Source organism: Sinorhizobium sp. GQ132, assembly GCF_059758575.1.
The window spans coordinates 61421-83845 of record NZ_JCAXDX010000014.1 but is presented as its reverse complement, the minus strand read 5'-3'; the positions used below and the strand labels follow the sequence as shown (position 1 = coordinate 83845).

General features: G+C 63.5%; 16 protein-coding genes. 8 read left to right on the top strand and 8 right to left on the bottom strand.

Features of this window, described 5'->3' with window-relative positions:
• Positions 1 to 69: 69 nt before the first annotated feature.
• The 3 genes from AC6CIG_RS25755 to AC6CIG_RS25745 form a co-directional block, all read right to left on the bottom strand.
• Complete coding sequence (locus AC6CIG_RS25755; RefSeq protein ID WP_127710687.1) at positions 70 to 867, bottom strand: FAD binding domain-containing protein; 798 nt, start codon at positions 865 to 867, stop codon at positions 70 to 72.
• A 15-nt stretch (positions 868 to 882) separates the two neighbouring features.
• Positions 883 to 3228, bottom strand: a complete 2346-nt coding sequence (locus AC6CIG_RS25750) for a xanthine dehydrogenase family protein molybdopterin-binding subunit (protein ID WP_437412426.1) — start codon at positions 3226 to 3228, stop codon at positions 883 to 885.
• A gap of 101 nt (positions 3229 to 3329) precedes the next feature.
• Positions 3330 to 3818 (bottom strand): (2Fe-2S)-binding protein, encoded by a 489-nt coding sequence (locus tag AC6CIG_RS25745; RefSeq protein WP_018097241.1) that lies wholly within the window; start codon positions 3816 to 3818, stop codon positions 3330 to 3332.
• A gap of 421 nt (positions 3819 to 4239) precedes the next feature.
• Here AC6CIG_RS25745 and AC6CIG_RS25740 point away from each other — a divergent pair, with 421 nt between their 5' ends.
• Complete coding sequence (locus tag AC6CIG_RS25740) at positions 4240 to 4491, top strand: YMGG-like glycine zipper-containing protein (protein WP_003528572.1); 252 nt, start codon at positions 4240 to 4242, stop codon at positions 4489 to 4491.
• A gap of 77 nt (positions 4492 to 4568) precedes the next feature.
• On the opposite strand, the gene AC6CIG_RS25735 is transcribed toward AC6CIG_RS25740, so the two are convergent.
• Complete coding sequence (locus AC6CIG_RS25735; protein ID WP_127710683.1) at positions 4569 to 6341, bottom strand: adenylate/guanylate cyclase domain-containing protein; 1773 nt, start codon at positions 6339 to 6341, stop codon at positions 4569 to 4571.
• 207 nt (positions 6342 to 6548) lie between these two features.
• Between AC6CIG_RS25735 and AC6CIG_RS25730 the strand changes: the two genes are divergently transcribed.
• The 4 genes from AC6CIG_RS25730 to AC6CIG_RS25715 all read left to right on the top strand — a co-directional run bounded on the left by AC6CIG_RS25730 (position 6549) and on the right by AC6CIG_RS25715 (position 15868).
• Positions 6549 to 7424 (top strand): alpha/beta fold hydrolase, encoded by an 876-nt coding sequence (locus AC6CIG_RS25730; protein WP_127710681.1) that lies wholly within the window; start codon positions 6549 to 6551, stop codon positions 7422 to 7424.
• 262 nt (positions 7425 to 7686) lie between these two features.
• The gene (locus AC6CIG_RS25725; RefSeq protein ID WP_127710679.1) at positions 7687 to 9600 is read left to right on the top strand and encodes an autotransporter assembly complex protein TamA; all 1914 of its coding nucleotides are present in this window, start codon (positions 7687 to 7689) and stop codon (positions 9598 to 9600) included.
• Between the two features lie 122 nt (positions 9601 to 9722).
• Positions 9723 to 15332: a translocation/assembly module TamB domain-containing protein gene (locus tag AC6CIG_RS25720; RefSeq protein WP_127710677.1), complete on the top strand. Its 5610-nt coding sequence runs from the start codon at positions 9723 to 9725 to the stop codon at positions 15330 to 15332.
• A gap of 143 nt (positions 15333 to 15475) precedes the next feature.
• On the top strand, positions 15476 to 15868 hold the full coding sequence (locus tag AC6CIG_RS25715; protein WP_127710675.1) for a hypothetical protein: 393 nt from the start codon (positions 15476 to 15478) through the stop codon (positions 15866 to 15868).
• A gap of 210 nt (positions 15869 to 16078) precedes the next feature.
• On the opposite strand, the gene AC6CIG_RS25710 is transcribed toward AC6CIG_RS25715, so the two are convergent.
• Positions 16079 to 16558 (bottom strand): VOC family protein, encoded by a 480-nt coding sequence (locus AC6CIG_RS25710; protein WP_018097246.1) that lies wholly within the window; start codon positions 16556 to 16558, stop codon positions 16079 to 16081.
• 205 nt (positions 16559 to 16763) lie between these two features.
• On the bottom strand, positions 16764 to 17198 hold the full coding sequence (locus tag AC6CIG_RS25705) for an Lrp/AsnC family transcriptional regulator (RefSeq protein WP_100674603.1): 435 nt from the start codon (positions 17196 to 17198) through the stop codon (positions 16764 to 16766).
• 154 nt (positions 17199 to 17352) lie between these two features.
• Here AC6CIG_RS25705 and rocF point away from each other — a divergent pair, with 154 nt between their 5' ends.
• From rocF to AC6CIG_RS25690, 3 genes are all read left to right on the top strand, one after another.
• Entirely contained in the window at positions 17353 to 18276 is a 924-nt protein-coding gene (gene rocF, locus AC6CIG_RS25700) for an arginase (RefSeq protein WP_437412428.1), read from the top strand.
• A gap of 174 nt (positions 18277 to 18450) precedes the next feature.
• Positions 18451 to 18930, top strand: coding sequence for a chemotaxis protein CheW (locus AC6CIG_RS25695; protein WP_127710672.1), 480 nt, complete (start codon positions 18451 to 18453; stop codon positions 18928 to 18930).
• A 280-nt stretch (positions 18931 to 19210) separates the two neighbouring features.
• Positions 19211 to 20992 (top strand): methyl-accepting chemotaxis protein, encoded by a 1782-nt coding sequence (locus AC6CIG_RS25690; RefSeq protein WP_127710670.1) that lies wholly within the window; start codon positions 19211 to 19213, stop codon positions 20990 to 20992.
• Between the two features lie 301 nt (positions 20993 to 21293).
• On the opposite strand, the gene AC6CIG_RS25685 is transcribed toward AC6CIG_RS25690, so the two are convergent.
• Together AC6CIG_RS25685 and fdhD are read right to left on the bottom strand one after the other, a co-directional pair.
• Positions 21294 to 21527 carry a formate dehydrogenase subunit delta gene (locus AC6CIG_RS25685; protein WP_127710666.1) on the bottom strand — a complete coding sequence of 78 codons (234 nt, stop codon included), beginning with the start codon at positions 21525 to 21527 and terminating at the stop codon, positions 21294 to 21296.
• A gap of 17 nt (positions 21528 to 21544) precedes the next feature.
• Positions 21545 to 22417, bottom strand: a complete 873-nt coding sequence (gene fdhD, locus AC6CIG_RS25680) for a formate dehydrogenase accessory sulfurtransferase FdhD (protein ID WP_102761819.1) — start codon at positions 22415 to 22417, stop codon at positions 21545 to 21547.
• Positions 22418 to 22425: the final 8 nt, after the last annotated feature.

The window sequence follows — 22425 nt, the reverse complement described above, 5'->3', positions numbered from 1 at the left end:
GATCGAAGTCAAGCAATTGCGGAAAAAGGACGGCCGCTGCCGCCCTTTTTCGATACCAAAGTTGGTCCGTCAGGCGGCCGCCACGGCGCGTTTCGTCATCACCTTGACGAGATTGGCGCGATAGGCGGCGCTTGCATGAATATCGGAAAGCAGGTCCGAATCGTCCACCTTGACATTGTCGACGGCACCCGGCGACCAGTTGGCGGCAAGCGCCGCCTCGAGGTCCCGATGGCGGAAGACGCCGTCCGACCCGGCTCCGGTCACGGCAACGCGCACTGCGCCATCGTCGCGACGGACGACGAAGACGCCGGTCATCGCATAGCGCGATGCCGGATTGGGGAACTTCCGATAGGCCGCCTTCGCCGGCGCTTCGAAGCGGACGGCGGTCACGATCTCACCGTCTTCGAGCGCCGTTTCGAAGAGACCGGTGAAGAAGTCTTCGGCCTTGACCTCGCGCCTGTCGGTGACGATCACCGCATCGAGCGCCAGCATCGCGGCCGGATAGTCCGCCGCCGGATCGTTGTTGGCGATGGAGCCGCCGATCGTACCCATGTGGCGGACATGCGGATCACCTATGTGGCTGGCAAGCCCGCAAATGGCCGGACAGACCGCGGCGAGCGCGGCGGAGGTCGCGACCTCCTCATGCGTCGTCGCCGCGCCGATCCTGACCGACCGGCCGTCGACGGTGATACCCTTCATCTCGGCAATGTGCCTGAGATCGACAAGGTCGCTCGGGGCGGCGAGCCGCTGCTTCATCGTCGGGATGAGCGTCATGCCGCCGGAGAGATATTTTCCCTCCGCGGCGGTCCCCATCAGCTTCGCTGCCTCTTCGACCGAGGAGGCCCGATGATAGTTGGTCTCATACATCTCAAGTCCTCCCGATCAATGCGCGCTATGCACCGCGGCCCAGACCTTTTGCGAGGTCGCCGGCATGGTGAGCTCGTTGGTGCCGATCGCGTCCGTGATGGCGTTGATCAGCGCCGGCGGCGAGCCGATCGCCCCCGCCTCGCCGCAGCCCTTGACGCCGAGCGGGTTGCTCGGGCAGGGCGTGTTCGAGGTCGTCACCGTGAACGAAGGCAGGTCGTCGGCGCGCGGCATGGCGTAGTCCATGTAGCTCGCCGTCAGCAGCTGCCCGCTCTGGTCGTAATGCACCCCTTCGAGCAGCGCCTGGCCTATGCCCTGCGCCAGCCCGCCATGCACCTGGCCCTCGACGATCAGCGGATTGATGATATTTCCGAAATCGTCCGCCGCGACGAACTGCACGATCTTCGTCTGGCCGGTTTCCGGATCCACTTCCACTTCGCAGATATAGCAACCCGCCGGGAAGGTGAAGTTGCTGGGATCGTAGAAGGCGCCCTCCTTGAGGCCCGGCTCCATGCCGGGCGGCAGGTTATGCGCGGTATAGGAAGCAAGCGCCACCTGCGACCAGGGGACCGACCTGTCGGTGCCGGCCACCTTGAGCGCGCCGTCCTCGATGACGATGTCGCTCTCGTCCGCCTCCATCAGATGGGCCGCAATCCTTTTTGCCTTGGCCTCGACCTTGTCGAGCGCCTTGAAGACGGCCGACATTCCGACGGCACCGGAGCGGGAACCATAGGTGCCCATGCCCATCTGCACCTTGTCGGTATCGCCATGGACGATATTGACGCGGTCGATCGGCACGCCGAAACGCTCCGCAACCACCTGGGCGAAGGTCGTTTCGTGTCCCTGGCCGTGGCTGTGCGAGCCGGTCATCACCTCGATCGTGCCGACCGCGTTGACCCTGACTTCGGCCGATTCCCACAGGCCGACGCCGGCGCCGAGCGATCCGACGGCGGCGGAAGGCGCCAGTCCGCAGGCTTCGATATAGCAGCTCATGCCGATGCCGCGCTTCATTCCCCGCCGCTCGGCTTCCGCCTTGCGCGCGGCGAAGCCGTCCCAATCGGCCGCCTCCATCGCCCCCTTGAGCGACGCTTCGTAATCGCCCGCATCGTAGTTCATGATCACCGGCGTCTGATGGGGGAAGGTGCGGATGAAGTTGATGCGCCTGAGTTCCGCAGGGGAAACGCCGAGCTCGCGCGCGGCCGTCTCGATCGTGCGCTCCAGCAGGTATGTGGCCTCCGGCCGCCCGGCGCCGCGATAGGCGTCGACCGGCGCCGTATTGGTATAGACGGTGCGGACATTGGCATGGATCGCCGGGATCGCATACTGCCCGGAGAGGAGCGTCGCATAGAGATAGGTCGGCACGCAGGAGGAGAAGAGAGACATATACGCGCCGAGATTGGCGATGGTGTCGACCTTCAGCGCGGTGATCCGATTGCTGCTGTCGAATGCCATCTTCACCGTCGATACATGGTCGCGGCCGTGCGCGTCCGTCAGGAAGGCCTCGGTGCGGTCCGCGGTCCATTTCACCGGCACGCCGGTACGCTTCGAGGCCCACAGACAGACGATCTCTTCCGGATAGATGAAAATCTTGGAGCCGAAGCCACCGCCGACGTCCGGAGCGATCACCCGGAGCTTGTTCTCCGGCGCGACATTGTAGAAGGCGCTCATCACCAGCCGGGCAAGATGCGGGTTCTGGCTGGTGGTATAGCAGGTGAAATGGTCGTCGCCGGCATCATAGATCCCGAGCGTCGCGCGCGGCTCCATCGCATTCGGCGACAGGCGGTTGTTGATGACCTTCAGTTCCGTGACATGCGCCGCAGCAGCGATCGCCTGGTCGGCCGCACCCGCGTCGCCAAGCTCCCAATCAAAGATCAGATTGCCCGGCGCTTCCGGATGGATCTGCGGCTCGCCCTCGCCCAGAGCCTGGAGCGTATCGGTGACGACCGGCAGGGTTTCGTAATCCACGACCACCGCTTCCGCCGCGTCGCGGGCTTGCGCGACACTGTCGGCGACGACGATCGCCACCGCGTCGCCGACATAGCGCACGGTCTCGTGGGCAAGCGGCCGCCATGCGCCCATGCGCATCGGTGAGCCGTCCTTCGAGTGGATCATCCAACCGCAAATGAGATTGCCGATCCCATCCGCCAGCAGTTGCTTGCCGTCGAGCACGTCGACAACGCCCGGCATCGCCTTGGCCGACGTCGCGTCGATGCTCCTGATGGTCGCATGCGCATGCGGGCTGCGCACGAAAACCGCATACTTCATGCCGGGCACGACCATGTCGTCCGTATAACGCCCCTTGCCGGTCAGAAAGCGCTTGTCTTCCTTGCGCGCCACCCGCGCGCCGATGCCTTCAACGCCCATTGCCTATCTCCTCCCGAAGTCCTGCAACGAATTTCCGCTCGAGCGGAATGACGAAAATCACGTGCGATGCTTGCCTGGCATCGCGCTCCCTTTGGGTTTCCTCATTCTGCCGCCTGGCGAACGCCGCCCGCCCCGGCCGCGGCGGCCAGGATCGCCTGGACGATGTTGTGATAGCCGGTGCAGCGACAGATGTTGCCTTCCAGCTCGGCGCGTACCGTCGCCTCGTCAAGATTGCCGCCATGTCGACGGATCATGTCGACGGCGGTCATGACCATTCCCGGCGTGCAGAAGCCGCATTGCAGTCCGTGATACGTCTTGAAAGCCGCCTGAACCGGGTGAAGCTCGCCGTTCGACGCCAGGCCCTCGATCGTCGTGATCGTCGAGCCGGCCGCCTGGGCGGCAAGGATGGAACAGCTTTTCACCGATTGCCCGTCCATGTGAATGACGCAAGCGCCGCACTGCGTCGTGTCGCAGCCGACATGCGTCCCGGTCAGGCCGAGATTTTCGCGGATAAAGTGCACCAGCAGCGTTCGGTCGTCGCAGGTACCACTTACCTGGCGGCCGTTGACCGTCATCGTTATTTTCGCCATTTCGCTCCTCCGGGTCGGTCCAGAGTCGAGCGCGGCTTCAAATCGGGTGAGATGCGTTCACGCGACTCGAAGTACGCGCCGACCGATATCGATTGCCCTTCCGCCAGCGGTCCACTCCTCCCGAGCCCGCGTGGCGACGTTGTAACATTTGTCTTTTTTTCGGGCTGCCGCAACCGTTTCGCGCCACAAGGGGCAAAAAAATGCGAGCGCGCATGTAACCCCGGCAACAGCGCCTTCATGTTCCGTTCAGGAAAGATCGCATTATGTGGCATAAGAACAATCTCGCCGTATCCGTGCATTTTCCTCGGCGGCGGGTTATGTTCCGAATGCAAGTTCAAGTGGAGGGCCGCGGTTCGCACCCTCCCATCACTATAGGACGGACGAGGCGGACGCTGAATCCGTCGAAATCGGAGAGGACATCATGAAGAAAGCCATCGCGCTTGTGTTGGTCGCCCTGTCGGTCGCGAGCTGCACGCAAACCGAAAAGGGTGCCGGTATCGGCGCCGTATCGGGCGCAATCATCGGGGGCGCGGTCACCGGTGACGTCCGCGGCGCGGCTGTCGGCGCGGCGATCGGCGGCGTATCCGGCGCCGTGATCGGCCACGTCACCGACCAGCCGGGCCAGTGCTACTACCGCGACCGCTACGGCCGCCGCTACATCGACCGCTGCTGAGTGCCGCAACGGCCGGATCGACGGCCCCGGAACGATCCGGGGCCCTTCATGTCCGCCGGAATGTTACCGAAGGTGCGCTATTGCGCTGCGATCCCGTTCGCCGCCGCCGATCCGCCCTTCACTCCCGCTTTGACAAGCCCTTCGCTGAGGTGTTGCAGGTCCGATTCCTGGACGTAATGCTGCGTGGCTAGAAACGCGTCGAGGTCGAAGTCCGGGGCGAGCGCCCGGACCTTCTCCATATGGGCGTGAGCCGCAATGTCATCCCCGAGCCAGCCGTAGCAGGCCGCGACGAATGCATGCTGGACGTGGTCCATCACCGAGAGGTGCATGAAGGCCTCGACCGCCTCTCCATACTGCCGGGCGGCGAAATGAGCCTTGCCGAGGTGGCTCCAGAAGCGTTCCGGATGATGAGGATTGAGCTGCATGGCCTTGCGGATCCACTCGACGCCCTCTTCCGGTCGCCCCAGCCAGGTCAGCAGTTCGCCCTGCTGAACCACAACCAGGTCGTAATTGGGATTGAGGGAAAGGGCCCGCTCCTGATGGTAGCGCGCCGTCGTCAGCGCATTGTTGTTCACGTTTACCGCCGCGAGGATGCGATGCACGTCGGCGTCGTTGTCGTCGAGCGCCAGCGCCCGGTCCAGCTCCGCAACGATCTCGGCCCAGACCGCATCCTTGTCTTCGCACCAGCCGTGGACCCAGGCTTGGCCGAGGATGCAGGCCCGCCAGGCATGGGCATGCGCATAGTCGGGATCGAGCGCGACAGCCCTGTCGATGAGGGCCCGGGCCTGCTCGTTATCCGCAACCGTGCTCCGGTGATGCAGCACCTTGGCGGCAAGGGCACATTCGTAGGCGGCCATATTGGCCGGCTTCGTGCGGGCGAGCAGGTCCCGCTGCGCGGCCTCGACGCGCCCCGGGAGCGTTGCCGCTATCGCCGCCGTCACCTCGTCCTGGATGGCGAAGATGTCGTCCAGTCTCCGGTCGTATTTGTCGGCCCAGATATGAGCGTCGTTGACCGCGTCGATGAGCTGGACCGTCACGCGCACCCGGTCGCCGATCTTGCGGACGCTGCCCTCCACCAGATATTGCGCTCCGAGTTTCTCGGCCGCCTCGCGCACGTTTACCGGCTGGTTCTTGTAGACGAAGCTGGAGTTGCGCGAGATGACGAACAGCTCGTGCCGGCGGGACAGCTCGGTGATGATGTCCTCCGTCAGGCCGTCTGCGAAAAACTCCTGGTCGGGATCGCCGCTCATATTGTCGAACGGCAGCACCACGATCGAAGGTTTGGAAACGGAGCGCGGCGCATCCGTGGCCTCCGGGAAGGATGGCAGGACAGGCCCCTCGATCCCGACTCGGAAGAGATGAATCGGGCGGCTGATGTTCTTAAGCATCTTTTCGCCCAGATCCTCGATGGGGACATCGATCCGGTCGGCGACTTGCGTCGCCACCGCAGCCGTCACGCAGATGCCGCCCACATCGGCCAGCTGCTCGATACGGGCGGCGATGTTCACGCCGTCGCCGAAGATGTCGTCCTCCTCGAAGATGATGTCGCCGAGATTTATGCCGATCCTGAATTCGATTCGCCGGTCCTGCGCCACGTCGGCATTGCGCCGCTTCATGCGGCTCTGGATCTCGACGGCGCATTTTACCGCGTCGGTCACGCTCTGGAATTCGACCAGCATGCCGTCGCCCGCGGTCTTGATGAGGTGGCCCTTGTTCTTCGCAATGGCCGGATCGATCAGTTCAATCCGATGTGTCCTGAGGCGGGCGATCGTACCGGCTTCATCGGCCTCCATCAGGCGGCTATAGCCAGCCATATCGGCTGCCAGCACTGCAGCTAGTCTCTGTTCCATCGGTTTGCCAACAAACGTTTGGCGGGAGCACCTTCTTCCGGACTCCCGGGTTCAAGCGGTCCAGGGCGATTCTATAGCACCCTGACGTGATCGCCTATCTAAATTAGCATCCACTTGAAAAGAAGCTGCGGAGCCGCCTGCCGACAGGCATGGAACCATCGCATGCGCTCATTGTTCGGCACTGGTCAGCGCATGCGAGGTGCTCCTATGATCAATTCTCCAGGCTCCGTGAAACACCGCTTCCTCGATCTGGACGGCATCCGGGTCTTCTACCGCGAGGCAGGACCGCCGGACGCGCCGATCGTGCTCCTTCCCCACGGCTACCCGTGCTCATCCTACGAGTTTCGCAATTTCATGCCCCTGCTGGCCGACCGGTGGAGGCTTGTCGCTCCGGATTTCCCCGGATCCGGATACAGCGACACGCCGGACGACTTCGCCTACGGCTTCGACGGCTTCGCAGATTTTCTCGAAGCCTTCATTCGGCGCCTGGGCCTCGATCGTTTCGCACTTTATCTACATGACTTCGGCTCTCAGATCGGCCTTCGGCTGGCCATTCGCCGGCCGGAGCGCATTTCCGCACTGATCATTCAAAACGGCGACATCTACGAGGATGAGCTCGGACCTAAATACGCACCGTTGCAGGAGTATTTCCGCAATCCCACGCCGGAGGGCCGGGCCAAACTCGGCGAAGCCGTAAGCGAAGAAGGATACCGCGACGAGTACCTCAACGACGTCCGGCCCGAGCTTGCCGAGCGGATTTCTCCCGACCTGTGGAAGCTCCATTGGTCCATGACAACGGCCAGGCGGCGTGAGATCGCCATAGACGTAATCGCGGGGCTGCGGGAAAATCTCGCCTGGTTCGATCGCTACCAGAGTTACCTGCGCGAACATCGACCGCCGACGCTGATCGTCTGGGGTCCGCAGGACGGCTACATGCCCGAGGCCTCCGCCCGAGCCTATCTCCGCGACCTGCCGGATGCCGAACTGCATCTCATCGACGGCGGCCACTGGTTGCTGGAGACCAACCTGTCCGAGGTCGTCTCCCTCTGCCGAGATTTCCTCTCGCGCGCTTTGGCAAAATGACGCCCTCGCTTCCTACTTAAGCTGAGCGTCGACCGGCCTGCTTCGTGGCAGAAGCCGCTTGCCGCTTAAAAGCATTTCCGTTGTGCCTGAAGCACCACAGACGAGTCCTTTCTGCCAAAAAATCGTCTTCGAATCGCCGCTTCGGGGTGGATGCGGCGAGCGGTCATCGTTAACAGATGGAAAACTATGTCCTGCTAGCTTGGCCGACGCCGCGTATGCAGGCAGTTGGTACAGAGTCGCCTGAAACGGGATGCGGAGAGGAATGTCTCCACCACGATCGAGTATTGCGCACTGGAAGACAGCGACCGCGCTCGCAATCGTGGCATCGGCCGTGCTCGGCCCGGTTTCCGTCGAGCAGGCCCACGCGTTCAAGATCTTCGGCATGCGCTTCTTCGAAAGCGCGGAAGAAGAAGTTCAGGTCATAGACCCGGTTCGCTATACGCTGACTTTCGAGCCGGGAACGGATGACGAGGAGCTCCGGGAGGCGCTGGAAAACGGCTCGCGGCTCGTTCAGGATCAGGAGGAACCGGTCTCGGGCGATCTTGGCCTGGCGATCAAGGCGCGCGACGACCGCGATCGGCTCCTCGCCGTCCTCTACGAAAAGGCGCGTTACGGCGGCACGGTCAGCATTCTGGTCAACGGCCAGGACATCGACAGCCTCCCCCCGGACCCGTCTTTCCCCGACGGCCAACCCGTACCGGTCGTGGTTCGCGTTGCTCCCGGGGCGGCATTCACGCTGGGCTCGGTCAGGCTCGAGGGAGACGCCGCGCGGCTCGACCCAGCCGCCTACGACCTCAAGCGTGGCGCCCGCGCCGACTCGACCTTGATTATCAAGGCGGGCGAGCAGATCGTGAACGATCTCAAGGAACAGAGCAGGCCGCTGGCAAAGCTCGCCGAGCGCAGCGTCGTTGCCGATCACGCGACTTCCACGGTCGATGTAACGATCCGTGCCGATGGCGGGCCGGTCGCGCCCGTCGGCGACCTGACCGTCAGCGGCGCCAGAACGGTCGACCCGGAATTCGTCAAGGATTATTCCCGCCTGAACCACGGCCGCCCATATTCGCCGGAGAATATTCGCAAGGCCGCCGAGCGGCTGCGGCAGTTGAACGTCTTTTCCAGCGTCACCATCAACGAAGCCGACGGGCTCGCGCCCGACGGCACGATCCCGATGAACATCCAGGTATCCGAAGGCAAGCACCGCTATTTCGGTTTCGGCGGACAGGTCTCGACCACGGACGGCCTTGGCCTTCAGGGCTATTGGGGACACCGCAATCTCTTCGGACGCGCAGAATCGCTTCGAATCGAAGGCTCGGTCGACCGCCTCGGCGAGACCACCGATGTCGCCGGGCTCGATTATTCGGCCGGCATTCTCTTTGCGAAACCTGGCGCCTTCGGACCGGCATCGACCTTTACCGCAAGCGTCAAGGCCGCGATCGTCGATCCGGACGCCTATAGTGCCAAAACGGTTACCGCTGCGGCTGGCGCCGCTTTCGAGCTTTCGCCCGAAGACACGTTCTCCGTCGGCGCGGAAGTGGGCTGGGCGGATGTCGACGACGCTTTCGGTTCGAATTCCTATATCACCGCCGCCCTCCCGTTCGAATATGTCCGCGACGCACGCGACGACAAGCTGAACCCGACGGAGGGCTACCGGGCGCTGATCAATGCCAAACCGAGCTACGAAATCGAAGGAAAGACCTTTTTCAGCTCCTTCGAAGCTTCCGCGTCCGGCTATTACGCGTTTGGAACGGAAAAGCGCTTCGTGCTGGCCGGCAAGCTCGGCGCCGGCGTGCTCGTCGGTGGCGACGAACTCTCCGATATTCCCGCGACCCGGCGGTTTTTCCTCGGCGGTGGCGGCTCGGTGCGCGGCTATTCCTATCAGGAGATCAGCCCCCGCGACGCCGATGACGAACTGACCGGCGGACGCTCCTATGTGAGCGGCTCCCTCGAAGCCCGCATCGCCGTCACCGATACGATCGGCATCGTGCCGTTCATCGACGCCGGAACCGTTTCGGAAAACACGGCGCCCAATTTCTCCGACATCCGGGCCGGCGCGGGCATCGGTCTGCGCTATGCGACGCCCTTCGGCCCGATCCGGCTCGACTTCGCCGTGCCGCTCAACAAATATCCGGGGGGCACCACTTACGGAATCTATGCCGGTATCGGCCAGTCCTTCTAATGCCCGGACTATTTGCTGCATGCGCGCGACACCGTGGTAAGATGAGCGAAGTCCCGCCTGCCGGGCGATGTGCCAGCACTCTACCGATTCCAGAGCGGCGCAACATGGACTATGGATAGGACATGAATCAGGTCACCTTTTTCCTTCGATCTGCGCTGCGGTACTTCTTCGCCGCCCTCGGCACGCTCGTGGTCGTGCTCCTCCTGCTCGTCGGCTTTCTGGGCTTCACGGTGCCCGGCGCCCGCGTCGTCGCCTGGGCGATCGAGAAATATGCGGCAACCCCCGACCAGATCGTACGCATCGCCGACCCGGGCGCGCTTCTGACCGGCGACTTCACGGCCGGCACCATTACGCTCTTCGATGGCGAAGGCATTTATGCGGAGGTCCGCGACCTTTCGGTGGACTGGACGCCCGCAGAACTATTCTCGCTTCGCTTCGACGCCAGCAGGATTTCGGCCGGCACGGTCCGCGTCGAACGGTTGCCCGTCCCCTCGACCGAGACCCAGGAAGTGCGCTCGACATTTGCCCTTCCGGTGGACGTGAAGATCGATGCCTTCGACCTCAAGGAAATCGTGCTCGGCAAACAGATCGCCGGCGAAGATCATTTCCTGACGGCCAAGGGCAAGCTCTACGCGACGAATTCCAGCATCGCTCTCGAGCTCGATGCCGCCGAACGGGACCGCCCTGATGCGCGCGCGACAGCCGATCTCGTCTTCAACCCGGCCGGCAACCAGCTGAAGCTTGAAGCCGAGCTCGCGGAGCCGAAGGGCGGCCTTCTGGCGAGGCTGCTCCGCCTGCCGGGAGAACCTGCCGTCAACATGACCGTGACCGGACAGGGACCGCTTTCCGATTGGGCGGGCTCGGGCACGGTTACGCTCGACGAAAGCGAGATCCTTCGGCTCGACGGGCAGCACGTGCTCGCGGCCGACGGAATGCACATGCTTACCGTATCCGGCGGCGGCGCTTTCGCCACGCTGACGCCGCCGGCCTTCAGGCCGCTCTTCGAAGGGGAGAGCAGGATCGACCTGAGGGCCGCCTTCGACGGCACGAGCAAGGTCCGGATCGATGCGGGCAAGATTTCGACCGGCGCCATGACGCTCGATATCTCCGGCACGGTCGACAGCCGCGGCGAGAACAACCTCCAGGCAAGGCTCGCCGGTACGAGCGGACCTTTCGATTTCCGCTGGCCGCTGAAAGACGGCGAGTTGCAGGCGCTCGTCGAGACCGCAAACCTGTCGCTGATCGGCGACGGGCAGTCGGCAATCCTCGACATCGCCGCCAATGTGCCCTCCGTGAACCTGCCGCCGGGACGATTGGGCGGCATCCGGCTGTCGGCACAGAGCGACGCCTTCAATCTGGCGACCCGGTCCGGTCCCCTGAAGACGACCGTAGAAATCGCCGAGAGCCGCTTTGCAAATGCCGATCTCGATCGGGCGGTGCAGGCGCCCCTGAAGCTCGACGGCACCATCGCCGTTACTCCGGAAGACATCCGTTTCGACCCGCTGGAGATCGAAAGCGCGAGCATCGGCGGCACCGTCACCGGCAGCTTCGATCGCGTAGAAACGACGCTCGAGGCGGCATTCAAGGCCTTTGCCGTCAGAGAGGTCCTGCCGCCGGGGCTCGCCGACAAGTTCGACAGGACCATCGCTCTTGCGGGCAATGCGGTCGTGGAACAGGACGGCAGCGTCCGGTTGAGCGAACTCGACATAAAGTCCGGTGCGCTCGACGCCTCCGGCTCCGTTGCGCTTGCCGGAAGCACATTGACTGCGGACATCCAGGGGACGCTGCCCGATCTCGGACGGCTGCTCGCCGATGCGAAGGGCTCGGCCGCCTTCCACGCGGTCGCCTCCGGTCCTCTGAACAAGCTCGGTATCGAAGCAGAGATAACCTCAAGCGGAGCGACGCTCGCTGGCCGCACACTGGACGATCTCGTCGTCAATGCCGACGCTACCGTGACGCCGGGGAGCCCCGAAGCGAAGCTGACGGCAACCGGTACCCTCGACGGCCAGGCGATCGACGTCCGCGCCGACGTCGTCACCCGGGATGGCCGCACCTCGATCCCCGCCCTCGAGGCAAAGATCGGCGAAAACCGCCTGACCGGTGCGATGGAGCTTACAGCCGACTTCAAGCCGAACGGGACGATCGACTTCAACCTGCCCGATCTCGGCCTCCTTGCCGCCATGGCCGGGCAGCAGGCATCGGGCGACCTTGCCGGCTCCGCGACAATCCGGACCGCCGACGGCGTCACGTCGCTCGCGCTGACGGCCCGCGGCGAAAGCATCAGGCGGGACGCATTGACCATTGCCAAGCCGGTGGTCGACGTCGACGTCGCCGATCTTGCCAGCCTGGCGATCAAGGGCGGTGTCAGGGCCGAAAGCGTCGTCCAAGGCGAAAACCGCCTGACGGACATCGATATCGCCTTCGAGCAACAGGCGGAAAGAACCGGCTTCTCGGTCGGTGCCGAATATGAGGGCTCTCCGCTCGCAGCGACCGGCGATCTGGCGAGCCGTGACGGCCGGACCGAGATAAGCCTTGCATCGGCCTCGGCGACAGCCAAGCGCATCCCCTTGCAGCTTGCCCGGCCGACCGTCATCGCCATCGAGAACGGCGTCGTGCATATCGATGGGCTGACGATCCAGGCATCGACGGGTACGGTCGCCGTCACCGGTACGGCAGGCGAGACGCTTGATATTTCGGCGGATATCAGCGAGCTGCCAGCCACCTTGATCCACACCGTCGCACCGACGCTCGGGGCCGAGGGCACGATTGCGGGCAAGGTGGACATTGCCGGGAACGGCGCGGCACCGGTCGTCCGCTACGATCTCACCTGGAGCGGCGCCTCGATCGCCTCCGTGCGGTCGGCCGGCATAACGGCGGAAGACCTGTTGGCGAAGGGAACCGTGACCGTCGCTGACGACACCATCCGCCTCGATCCCTTGGTCATCGAACGCGCCGGCTTTCGCGGCGATGTGACGGCTAGCCTCGACCGCGCCGGCGACACGGCCGAGGCGAATTTCCGGTTCGTTGCCGAACCCGCCGCGCTGCCGCCCGGCATCGGCGCAAAATTCGATGCGCCGATCACCGTCTCCGGCAAGGTCGAGACAGGGGCCGGCGGCGCCGTCGAACTGAGCGCACTCGAAGTCAAATCCGGGACGGTCAACGCCACCGGTTCGGCCGCCCTTGCCGAGGGCGCGTTGACGGCCAAGATAAAGGGCGCATTACCGGATCTCGGCAAGCTGCTCGCCGAGGCAGAAGGCAAGGCAGCCTTCAGCGCCGACCTGTCCGGGCCGCTCGACGCGCTCGGCGTCAAGGCGGAAGTGACCTCCAGCGGCGCGGTCCTCGCCGGACGCACGCTTTCGGACTTCGTGATCACCGCCGATGCGACGGCGAAACCCGGCAGTCCGCAGGCCAAGCTGACGGCGACGGGAGCTCTGGACGGCCAGGCGATCGACGTGAAGGCCGAGGTGGTCTCGAAGGACGGCCGCACCTCGATCCCGACCCTGGAGGCGAAGGTCGGCGACAACAGATTGACGGGTGCGATCGATCTGACGGCAGACTTCAAGCCCGAGGGCACCATCGACTTCAATCTGCCCGATCTCGGCCTTCTTGCCGCCATGGCCGGCGAGAAGGTCTCGGGAGACCTCTCCGGCTCGGCAGCGATCAAAACGGCGGGCGGTGTGACCTCCCTTTCGCTGAAAGCGAACGGCAGCGGAATCAAGCGCGGCGATCTGACGATCACAAAGCCGGTTGCCGATATCAGCATCGCCGATGTGGCGGCACTCGCGATCCGGGGAAGCGTCAAGGCGGAAAACGTCGCTCAGGGTCAAAACCGTGTCACCGGCTTCAATCTCACCTTCGATCAGCAGGGCGGCAGGACCGGCTTCACCGTCGACGGCAGATATGACGGCGGCCCTCTTTCGGCCAAAGGCGACATGGTCGCAAGCGGCGGGCGCACCGAAGTCCGCCTCGCCTCTTTCGCGGCAACGCCCAAGCGGATACCGCTGAAGCTTGCACGCCCGACCGTCGTCGCGATCGAGAACGGCACGGTGCTCCTCGATGCCCTGACCATCGAGGCTTCGAGGGGAACGATCACGGTCGCCGGTTCTGCCGGACCGACGCTCGATATTTCGGCAAGACTCAACGAGCTGCCTGCCGCACTGATCAACACCTTCGCCCCGACCCTCGGGGCGGAAGGCACGATCGCCGGGACGGTGGACGTGGACGGAACTGCGGCGGCTCCGGTGGTCGTCTACGACCTCAGATGGAGCAACGCCTCGGTCGCAGCGGCGCGCGGCGCCGGCGTATCGTCGCTGGCGATTGCTGCAAAGGGGCGCTTCGCCGACAACAGGGTCACCGTCGATGCCACGGTCTCCGGCCCCGGAGACCTTTCCTTCCGAGGCGGCGGCAATGTCGAGCTTGGCGGCGACATGCCGATCTCGATGAAATTCGCCGGCGACGTACCTTTCGCGCTGCTCGCCAATATCATGGCGCAACAGGGCTTCACCCTGACCGGATCGGCCAAGGTCGACCTTTCGCTCTCCGGCCCGGCCAAGGCGCCGCAGATCGCCGGCACGGTCTCGACCGCCGGCGCCCGGCTCGTGGACGTTCGCCGCAATCTCGCCCTCAACGACCTCACCGCCAATGTCGCACTGGACGGCAGGCAGGCGACGATCTCTCGGCTCTCGGCCAATCTGGCAAGCGGCGGATCGATCGAGGCGAGCGGCACCGTGGGCATCGTTCCCGATTCCGGCTTCCCGGCGGATCTCAGAATCCGGCTCAACGATGCGACCTATGTGGACGGCACGCTGTTCACCGCCAACCTTGCAGGCGACCTGACGCTCAACGGGCCGCTCGTCTCGACGCCCGTGCTTGGCGGAAGGCTGACGATCCGCAGGGCCGCGATCACCATACCGGAGAAGCTGCCGGCCTCGCTCTCGCAGATCGACATCAAGCACCGCAACGCCCCGGCACGCGTGCAGCGGATGACGAAAGATCTGCGCCGGGATACGTCCGCCGGCGCCGAGGCAAGCGGCGCGATCGCCTTCGACCTCGCCGTCAATTCCCCGGGCCAGTTCTTCGTACGCGGTCGCGGCATCGATGCCGAACTCGGCGGCGATCTGACCATCCGCGGCACCGCCGTCCAGCCGATCGTTTCCGGTGGATTCGACATGCGTCGCGGGCGCCTGGAGATCCTCGGCAAGCGCCTGACCTTCACCGACGGTCACATCGGCTTTGGCGGTGACCTCATCCCGACGCTCGATCTCGACGCGACCTCGAGCGCCGGATCGACGACGATCACGGTCAACGTTGCAGGCCCGGCCAACAACCCGACGGTGACCTTCTCCTCGTCGCCGGCCCTGCCGCAGGACGAGATCCTGGCGCAGCTCATCTTCAACCGGTCGCTGAACAATCTCTCCGCCTTCCAGATCGCGCAGCTCGCCTCGGCCGTGGGCCAGCTTGCCGGCGGCGGATCGACGTCGCTGCTCGACGGCCTGCGCAACAAGCTCGGCGTCGACGATCTCGACATCACGACCGACGAGAGCGGCGGCGCCCAGGTCCGCGCCGGCAAATATCTCAACGACCGCACCTATCTCGAATTGCAGCAGGGCTCGGACTCCGCGTCCAGCAAGGCGGTCATCAACCTCGACATCGGCCGCGGCGTGAAGCTGAAGGGAGAAGCGGCCGGCGACGGCTCGGCCGCCGGAGGCATCTTCTTCGAGAGGGAATATTGATGCCTGACGATGCCGCCCGCCGGCCGATCCGGCGGACGGGTTCATCATCTCGGCCGTCCCATTATTTTTCGAACCGGAGTCTTGACCTCAAGCACGGTTGAGGTTGCAGAAATCACTCCGTGTAACGGACACGGAGGTACGACATGATTGAGCAGATACTCTTCCGGAACGTGATGAAGATCACGGAAGGCAGTCTGGAACCCTTTCGCGAAGCGGTGAAGCAAGCGATCGAGTTCGTCGAGCGAAACGGACCTCAACTCATGGTCCAGACATTCATCGACGAGCAGGAGATGCGTGCGGTCAGCTTTCAGCTCTATCGGAATTGCGAAGACGTTCTGCGCCATTGGGAAATATCGGACCCTCACATCCGAGCGGTATCGAAGCATTGCAGCGTCGAGAAGTTCGAGATTTACGGCAATCCGAGCGACGAGGTCGCAGCCGGCCTATCCCAATTCTTCGGCGACGGCCGCGGACACATCATGAAACCACTTGCGGGATTCACCCGCTTCCAAAGCACTTCCAGGAAAAGTGTATAACGGTTTTCCGTCCGGAAGTGCGTTGGATCAAATGGTCAGAGCACTTCCAGGAAAAGTGTATAACGGTTTTCAGTCCGGAAGTGCGTACTCTCAAGGGCTGGATCATTTCGCTGTCTCAGTGAAATGATCCGATTCGCCCTTTACCGGCTGCTGGACGAATTTTTCTGAAGCGAACAGGCGAGCTCGGGTCAGGCGTGAAGGAGCGCCCCTTCACGCCGCATTGCGATCGACCCCGAATTCATCCAGTACTTCGCTCTCGTTCGTTGCCGTGAAGAGCGCCCAGATATGACCGAACGGGTCGATGAGGGCGCCGACCCGGTCGCCGGTCGGCAGCGTTTCGGCGACATTGCGCAGACTGGCGCCGGAGCCCATCGCCCTTTCGAGCACGCGGTCCACGTCGTCGACGTGCAGTTCCAGGATCGCCGCGGTTGTTCCGAGCGCGTGCGGCGATCGCGGTCCGCCGAGCCTCGGTTCGGCGTCCCGGCGTGGGTTGGCGCCGGCCACCCGGAAGACCGAGTCGCCGATGCAGAGGTCGGCACTCGTCAGAATGCCGCTCCACTCGTGCCGCTGCAGCAGCTCGGCGCCGAAGACATCGCGGTAGAACGCAATCGCCCGCTCCTCGTCACCATGCCTGACGAAGAGCTTTATGCAGATCTGCCGTACCGACGGGCCGCCGGAATAACTAGCCATGGCAATCTCCCTGGATCGCAATGATGTCGAGCGGGTGGAACCCGCGATCAAATACGCCATCGTTCAAAATGAGACCGCATGCCGCGGAGACCGCGCCCGTGCTCATGCCTCTCTTGTTTGCTGAGAGGAACATCTTATCCGAAGACAAGAACAAATCAAGAACAAAAGCAGCCGTGCGTCGCCAATTCGCGCCGCGGCGATCGCCTCACGAAGACCCGGTCAACTTGCTGGTCTTCAGCAGAATGTTCGTTTCGGTCACGTTGATGCCGTCGATCAAACGAATGCGCCGCAAGGTCTCGTCGAAGCTCGCGAGGTCCCGGTCCTCGAGTTCGGCAATGAAATCCCACCTTCCGTTGGTGCTATGCAGCGCCCGCACCTGCGGCAGCCCGCGCAATTGTTCGGCGACGCGGTCCGCCATCTTTCCGTGAACCTCGATCATCACCACGGCCCTGACTCCGGAGGCGGGGATTTCCGCGCCTGTGCGGATGGTGAAAGCGGCAATGGTCCCATTCGCGACGAGCCGGTCGATGCGCGCAGCGACCGTGGCACGCGAGACGCCGGTCATCGCCGAAAGCGCGGAGACGGGCATACGGGAATTTTGCCGGAGAGCGCCGATGAGCGCCTGATCGAGATCATCCATCTTATCACTTCGTCAAAGGGACCTTACACTTTGCGCATCTTATCTTCCCAATCGACAGTTTTCCATCTTTTTGCCGCCACGCTTTTTGACGATAATCCGCCGAACTTCACGGGAACCGAGCTTCCCGGCAACCGGGCGAAGGGACCAGGCGGACATGAAAACCATCACATTGATCGGCGCACCCATCGAGGAAGGCTCGGGCCGCCGCGGCGCGGCCATGGGGCCGACGGCGCTCAGAATCGCAGGCATAGACACGGTCCTCGCCGAACTCGGCCATACGGTTAATGACGAGGGGGATCTGAGGCCGCTGCCGGCACGCGATCTCGCCAATCATCCCGGCGCCAACAATCTGCAATCCGTCGCAGCTTTCGCGCGCGCGCTCGACGAAGCCGTGCATGAAACCGCGCGCAAGGGACATTTCCCCATCATTCTCGGCGGCGACCACGCGCTCTCGATGGGCAGCGTCTCCGGCATGGCGCGTCATGCCCAGGACGTCGGCCGGCCCCTCTTCGTCCTATGGCTGGACGCGCATGCCGACTTCAACTCGCCGGCGACCTCGCCCTCCGGAAACATGCACGGCATGCCCGTCGCCTTCTTCTGCGGCGAAGCGGAGTTCGCTCCGATCCTCCCGAAGGACCGGCCGCTGGTGGACCCGAAGAAGGTCTATCAGGTCGGAATCCGCTCGGTCGACGCACGTGAGCGCGAGGAAATTGCCGAGCACGGCGTCAATGTCTTCGATATGCGGACCCTCGACGAGATGGGCATGGCCCATATCATCCGCCAGATCGTCGATGACGTTCGCGCGGCCAACGGTCTGCTGCATGTGAGCCTCGACGTCGATTTCATGGATCCGGAACTTGCCCCCGGCGTAGGGACGACGGTCCCGGGCGGCGCGACCTTCCGCGAGGCTCACCTCATCATGGAAGTGTTGTGCGACAGCGGCCTCGTCTCTTCCCTCGATGTGGTCGAGCTCAACCCGTTCCTCGACGACCGGGGCAAGAGCGCGCGCATTCTGGTCGAACTGACGGCAAGCCTCTTCGGACGCCGTATCCTCGACCGGCCGACACGCGCGGCCTGAAGCCACGCTCCGCCCGCTCTCCTGCGAGGGGGGAACGTTCAGCAAAGGCTTAACGAATCCGCGCCTAGTATAGGCATACAGCGCGCAAGGCGGATTTTCCGCGCATGAAGCGGCTTGCGCCTCGCCGGATGTCATCGGCGGACCACCACGACCGGAAAGCTGGAAGGACCTTCGATGACAAGCACGCAGAGAGCAACCGGATTCGACGGCGAGACGCTCGAAATCATAGCGTTTCGCCTCCACGATCAGGAATTTTGCGTCAAGACCACGACGATCCGCGAGATACGCGGCTGGGCCCCCTCGACGCCCATCCCGCATGCCCCGCCGGAAGTGATCGGCGTGATGAACCTGCGCGGGACGGTGATCCCGATCATCGATCTCGCCCATAAGCTCGGCATGAAATCGACCGTCACCAACGAACGCAGCGCGATCGTCGTCGCCGAGGTCCACAACATGGTCATCGGTCTCGTCGTCGACCGCGTTTCCGACATTCTGACCGTGCAGGGCAGTCAGGTACAGCCTGTGCCTGAAGTCACCGCATCCTTCGACAAGAGCTTTGCGGAAGGCATCATCGCCAATGAATCGGGCATGATCTGCTTCCTCAATCTCGCCCGCATGTTCAAGGAGCGGGAAACCGAAGAACTGGCGGCCTGAGCCTGCGCATCTGCATATCGGGAGCGACTCACTATTTCCTTGAAACAGTTGAGTCGCTCTGTGCTGCAAAGGACCACATCTTATTACGAGTATGTAAGCAAAAATTCTATTTTAACGCGATTTTAAGCTCGCTTTACTAATTTATCGCACAGCGGCATGAAGCCCTTCGTGATTTCGAAATCTCCCCAGCAACCGCCAGCCGCCCTTTCCTGAAGGACGGCGAAGCAGATCACAAACGCCCGCTCCGCGGCCGTTTTACGCGAAAATTTCAGAGGGGATCATGTTTTCATTTACCAGAAGCCGTGACGCACGGCAGATCATCGAAGCCTTGTCCAAATCGCAGGCCATCATTCAATTCGATCTCGCCGGCAACGTCCTCGACGCCAACGAGAACTTCTGCAAGGCGCTCGGCTATAGTCTGGAGGAAATCGTCGGACAGCACCATCGCATCTTCTGCGCGCCGGAATACGTGGCGACTGAGGAGTATCGTGAGTTCTGGGCACGCCTCGGCCGCGGCGAATTCGACAGCAACAGCTACCGGCGCCTCGCCAAGGGCGGACGGGAGATCTGGATCCAGGCGAGTTACAACCCGGTCTCCCGAAACGGCAAGCCCTACAAGGTGGTCAAGTTCGCAACCGACATCACCGCCGTCAAGATGCGGGCCACGGAAGATGCGGGCAAGCTCGACGCCATTTCCCGCTCGCAGGCGATGATCGAGTTCACGCCTGCCGGCGAGGTGCTCACAGCCAACGAGAACTTCTGCAACACGCTCGGCTATCAGCTCTCCGAAATCCAGGGCCGGCACCACAGCATGTTCTGCGAGCCCGGTTATACCGGCACGGCCGAATATGCCGATTTCTGGAAGCGCCTGGCCCAGGGCGAATTCATCTCCAACGAATTCGTGCGCTATGGCAAGGCCGGCAAGGAGGTCTGGATCCAGGCCGCCTACAACCCCATTCGCGATCCGAACGGCCGGGTTTACAAGGTGGTCAAATTCGCGACAGACGTTACCGAACGCATGGCCGCGATCAATGCGCTCGGAGCCGGCTTGCGAGCGCTTGCCGACGGCGATCTGGCACAATCGCTCGACACGCCCTTCGTTCCCAGCATGGAAACGGTGCGCAAGGACTTCAACGAAGCGCTTGTCCGCCTCTGTCGGGCCATGCAGACGGTCGGCGAAAATGCCAGCGCGATCGCCGGCGGCGCACGCGAGATCCGGTCTGCAGCCGACGATCTGTCGAAACGCACAGAACAGCAGGCGGCCTCCGTCGAAGAAACGGCCGCAGCGCTGGACGAGATCACCACGACCGTCGCGGATTCCAGCCGCCGTGCCGAGGAAGCGGGCAATCTGGTCGCAAAGACGAAGGATGGCGCCGAGCGCTCCGGACTTGTCGTCAAAAGCGCGATCGGCGCCATGGGCCAGATCGAGCAATCCTCGCGCGAAATCAGCAACATCATCGGCGTCATCGACGACATCGCCTTCCAGACGAACCTGCTGGCCCTCAATGCCGGTGTCGAGGCGGCGCGTGCCGGAGAAGCCGGCAAGGGCTTCGCCGTCGTGGCCCAGGAGGTCCGCGAACTGGCGCAGCGATCGGCCAGCGCGGCAAAGGACATCAAATCCCTGATCACCGCTTCAGGCGAGCATGTGAGGAACGGCGTATCGCTGGTCGGCCAGACCGGCACCGCCCTGGAAACCATCCTGGCGCAGGTGCAGGAGATAAATCACAACGTCTCGGCGATCGTGGAAGCCGCCCGCGAACAGTCGACCGGTCTCAAGGAAATCAACCAGGCGGTCAATGCGATGGATCAGACGACGCAGCAGAACGCCGCCATGGTGGAGGAAAGCACGGCCGCGAGCCATCGGATGTCGCAGGAGGCGGACGCGTTGCACGCCCTGCTGCGTCAGTTCCGCATCGGACGGAACGCTTCGCCCGCAAGCGACAACAGGATGGAAGCGCCCCATTCGCCCACGCGTCTGCACGCAACTGCAAAGGCGCTGCGTAGCGGCACGAGGTCCAATCTCGCGCTCGCTCCCGCTTCGGACAACTGGGAGAATTTCTGACCGCACTCCCGCCCGCGCTCTTCTTCGAACGCAACGGCTCCCGTCGGGAAGAGCACAAGCTTCTCCCTCCTCTACCTGTCACCGGGATGAGGGCAGCGACGCGCCTGCGGGGCGGAAAGGGTCTTTTCCAGCCCAAGGACTTGGGCTGGCTCGATTCCTGTGAAGGCACAGGAACGAGGATCGAAGGACAAACTTCCTGGAAGCGCTCTAAGGGCGTGTCGAGATTCGGGCCACCCGCCGCCGCTTGTTTGATTTCCTCATTCCTGTGCTTGTCACAGGAATCCAGCCAGACCAACAGGCCTTAAACCGCCTCCGGACGGCGGATCTTCTCAGCCGCCTCGAGCACCAGCGGGTTCAACCCTTCACCGCCATGCGCGATATGCTCCAAGAGCTTGCGGCGCATGCGCGGCTCCCAATATTTGTTGATATGCGTGGCCACGCCCTCGGCCGCCCCCTCCGCCGGCTGGGTCAGGAAGAAGGTGGCAATCTGGTTCGCCATATAGACGAGCTTGGCGTTGGGGTGGTTTTCAGACATGGACGATTGCTCCGCATTCAGAATAGCGGCACGCGGGCGGACAAGGACGCAGGCTCCTCGTCATTCCGGATGATGCGCTCCGCATGGGTGAAGATTTCAAACTCGTCGCCGCGGACAAGTGCGATGAGGGTCATGCCCGCCCCTTCCGCCGTGCGGATGGCGAGCGCCGTCGGCGCAGAAATGGCAATGATCACCGGGCTCCCGACGATCGCGGTTTTCTGCACCATCTCGACCGATACCCGGGACGTGACGACAACCGCGCCCTGAGCGCCCCTGAACCCGGCGCGCGCGGCCGCTCCGGTCAGCTTGTCCAGCGCGTTGTGACGCCCGACATCCTCGCGGACCGCGATCAGTCCGCGTCCGGGCACGTAGAAAGCGGCACCGTGCACCGCCCGTGTCTCGAAATGCAGCGGCTGTTGTCCATTGAGAAGCGCAACTGCGTCCACCACGTCCTGATCGGAAAGGCGAAGCAGCGAGGCGGAGACATCGGGCGTCGGGCGAACGGCCTCCTCGATCGACTCTATACCGCAGAGACCGCAACCGACCGGCCCGGCCATGTGGCGACGTCTGAGGCGCAGAATATCGTTCTGTTCGTCCTCGAGCCTGATCTGCAGATCGATGCCCTTGTCCTCGACGACGATGTCTATGTCGTCGATCTGTTCTGGACGGGTGATGATCCCTTCGGTCAGGCTGAAGCCGATGGCGAAATCCTCGAGATCGGCAGGTGTCGCCATCATCACCGCATGCGTCGAACCACCATAGGTGAAGGCAACCGGCGTTTCCTCGGGCACGACGCGCGACTGCGCGACGAGGATGCCGCCCCGCCTTGCAGCCTCCGGCACCGTCGCCGTCGTTCCGGATGGAGAGGACGAAACTCGCTTGCCCGCCATTCTCGCTC

Excerpts from the sequence above, each read along its gene's own strand:
- AC6CIG_RS25730 (WP_127710681.1), top strand. The coding sequence starts at position 6,549 with ATGATCAATTCTCCAGGCTCCGTGAAACACCGCTTCCTCGATCTGGAC.
- AC6CIG_RS25740 (WP_003528572.1), top strand. The coding sequence starts at position 4,240 with ATGAAGAAAGCCATCGCGCTTGTGTTGGTCGCCCTGTCGGTCGCGAGC.
- AC6CIG_RS25690 (WP_127710670.1), top strand. The coding sequence starts at position 19,211 with ATGTTTTCATTTACCAGAAGCCGTGACGCACGGCAGATCATCGAAGCC.
- AC6CIG_RS25695 (WP_127710672.1), top strand. The coding sequence starts at position 18,451 with ATGACAAGCACGCAGAGAGCAACCGGATTCGACGGCGAGACGCTCGAA.
- AC6CIG_RS25725 (WP_127710679.1), top strand. The coding sequence starts at position 7,687 with ATGTCTCCACCACGATCGAGTATTGCGCACTGGAAGACAGCGACCGCG.
- AC6CIG_RS25685 (WP_127710666.1), bottom strand. The coding sequence starts at position 21,527 with ATGTCTGAAAACCACCCCAACGCCAAGCTCGTCTATATGGCGAACCAG.
- AC6CIG_RS25720 (WP_127710677.1), top strand. The coding sequence starts at position 9,723 with ATGAATCAGGTCACCTTTTTCCTTCGATCTGCGCTGCGGTACTTCTTC.
- AC6CIG_RS25705 (WP_100674603.1), bottom strand. The coding sequence starts at position 17,198 with ATGGATGATCTCGATCAGGCGCTCATCGGCGCTCTCCGGCAAAATTCC.
- AC6CIG_RS25755 (WP_127710687.1), bottom strand. The coding sequence starts at position 867 with ATGTATGAGACCAACTATCATCGGGCCTCCTCGGTCGAAGAGGCAGCG.
- AC6CIG_RS25735 (WP_127710683.1), bottom strand. The coding sequence starts at position 6,341 with ATGGAACAGAGACTAGCTGCAGTGCTGGCAGCCGATATGGCTGGCTAT.
- AC6CIG_RS25710 (WP_018097246.1), bottom strand. The coding sequence starts at position 16,558 with ATGGCTAGTTATTCCGGCGGCCCGTCGGTACGGCAGATCTGCATAAAG.
- AC6CIG_RS25745 (WP_018097241.1), bottom strand. The coding sequence starts at position 3,818 with ATGGCGAAAATAACGATGACGGTCAACGGCCGCCAGGTAAGTGGTACC.
- AC6CIG_RS25715 (WP_127710675.1), top strand. The coding sequence starts at position 15,476 with ATGATTGAGCAGATACTCTTCCGGAACGTGATGAAGATCACGGAAGGC.
- rocF (WP_437412428.1), top strand. The coding sequence starts at position 17,353 with ATGAAAACCATCACATTGATCGGCGCACCCATCGAGGAAGGCTCGGGC.
- AC6CIG_RS25750 (WP_437412426.1), bottom strand. The coding sequence starts at position 3,228 with ATGGGCGTTGAAGGCATCGGCGCGCGGGTGGCGCGCAAGGAAGACAAG.
- fdhD (WP_102761819.1), bottom strand. The coding sequence starts at position 22,417 with ATGGCGGGCAAGCGAGTTTCGTCCTCTCCATCCGGAACGACGGCGACG.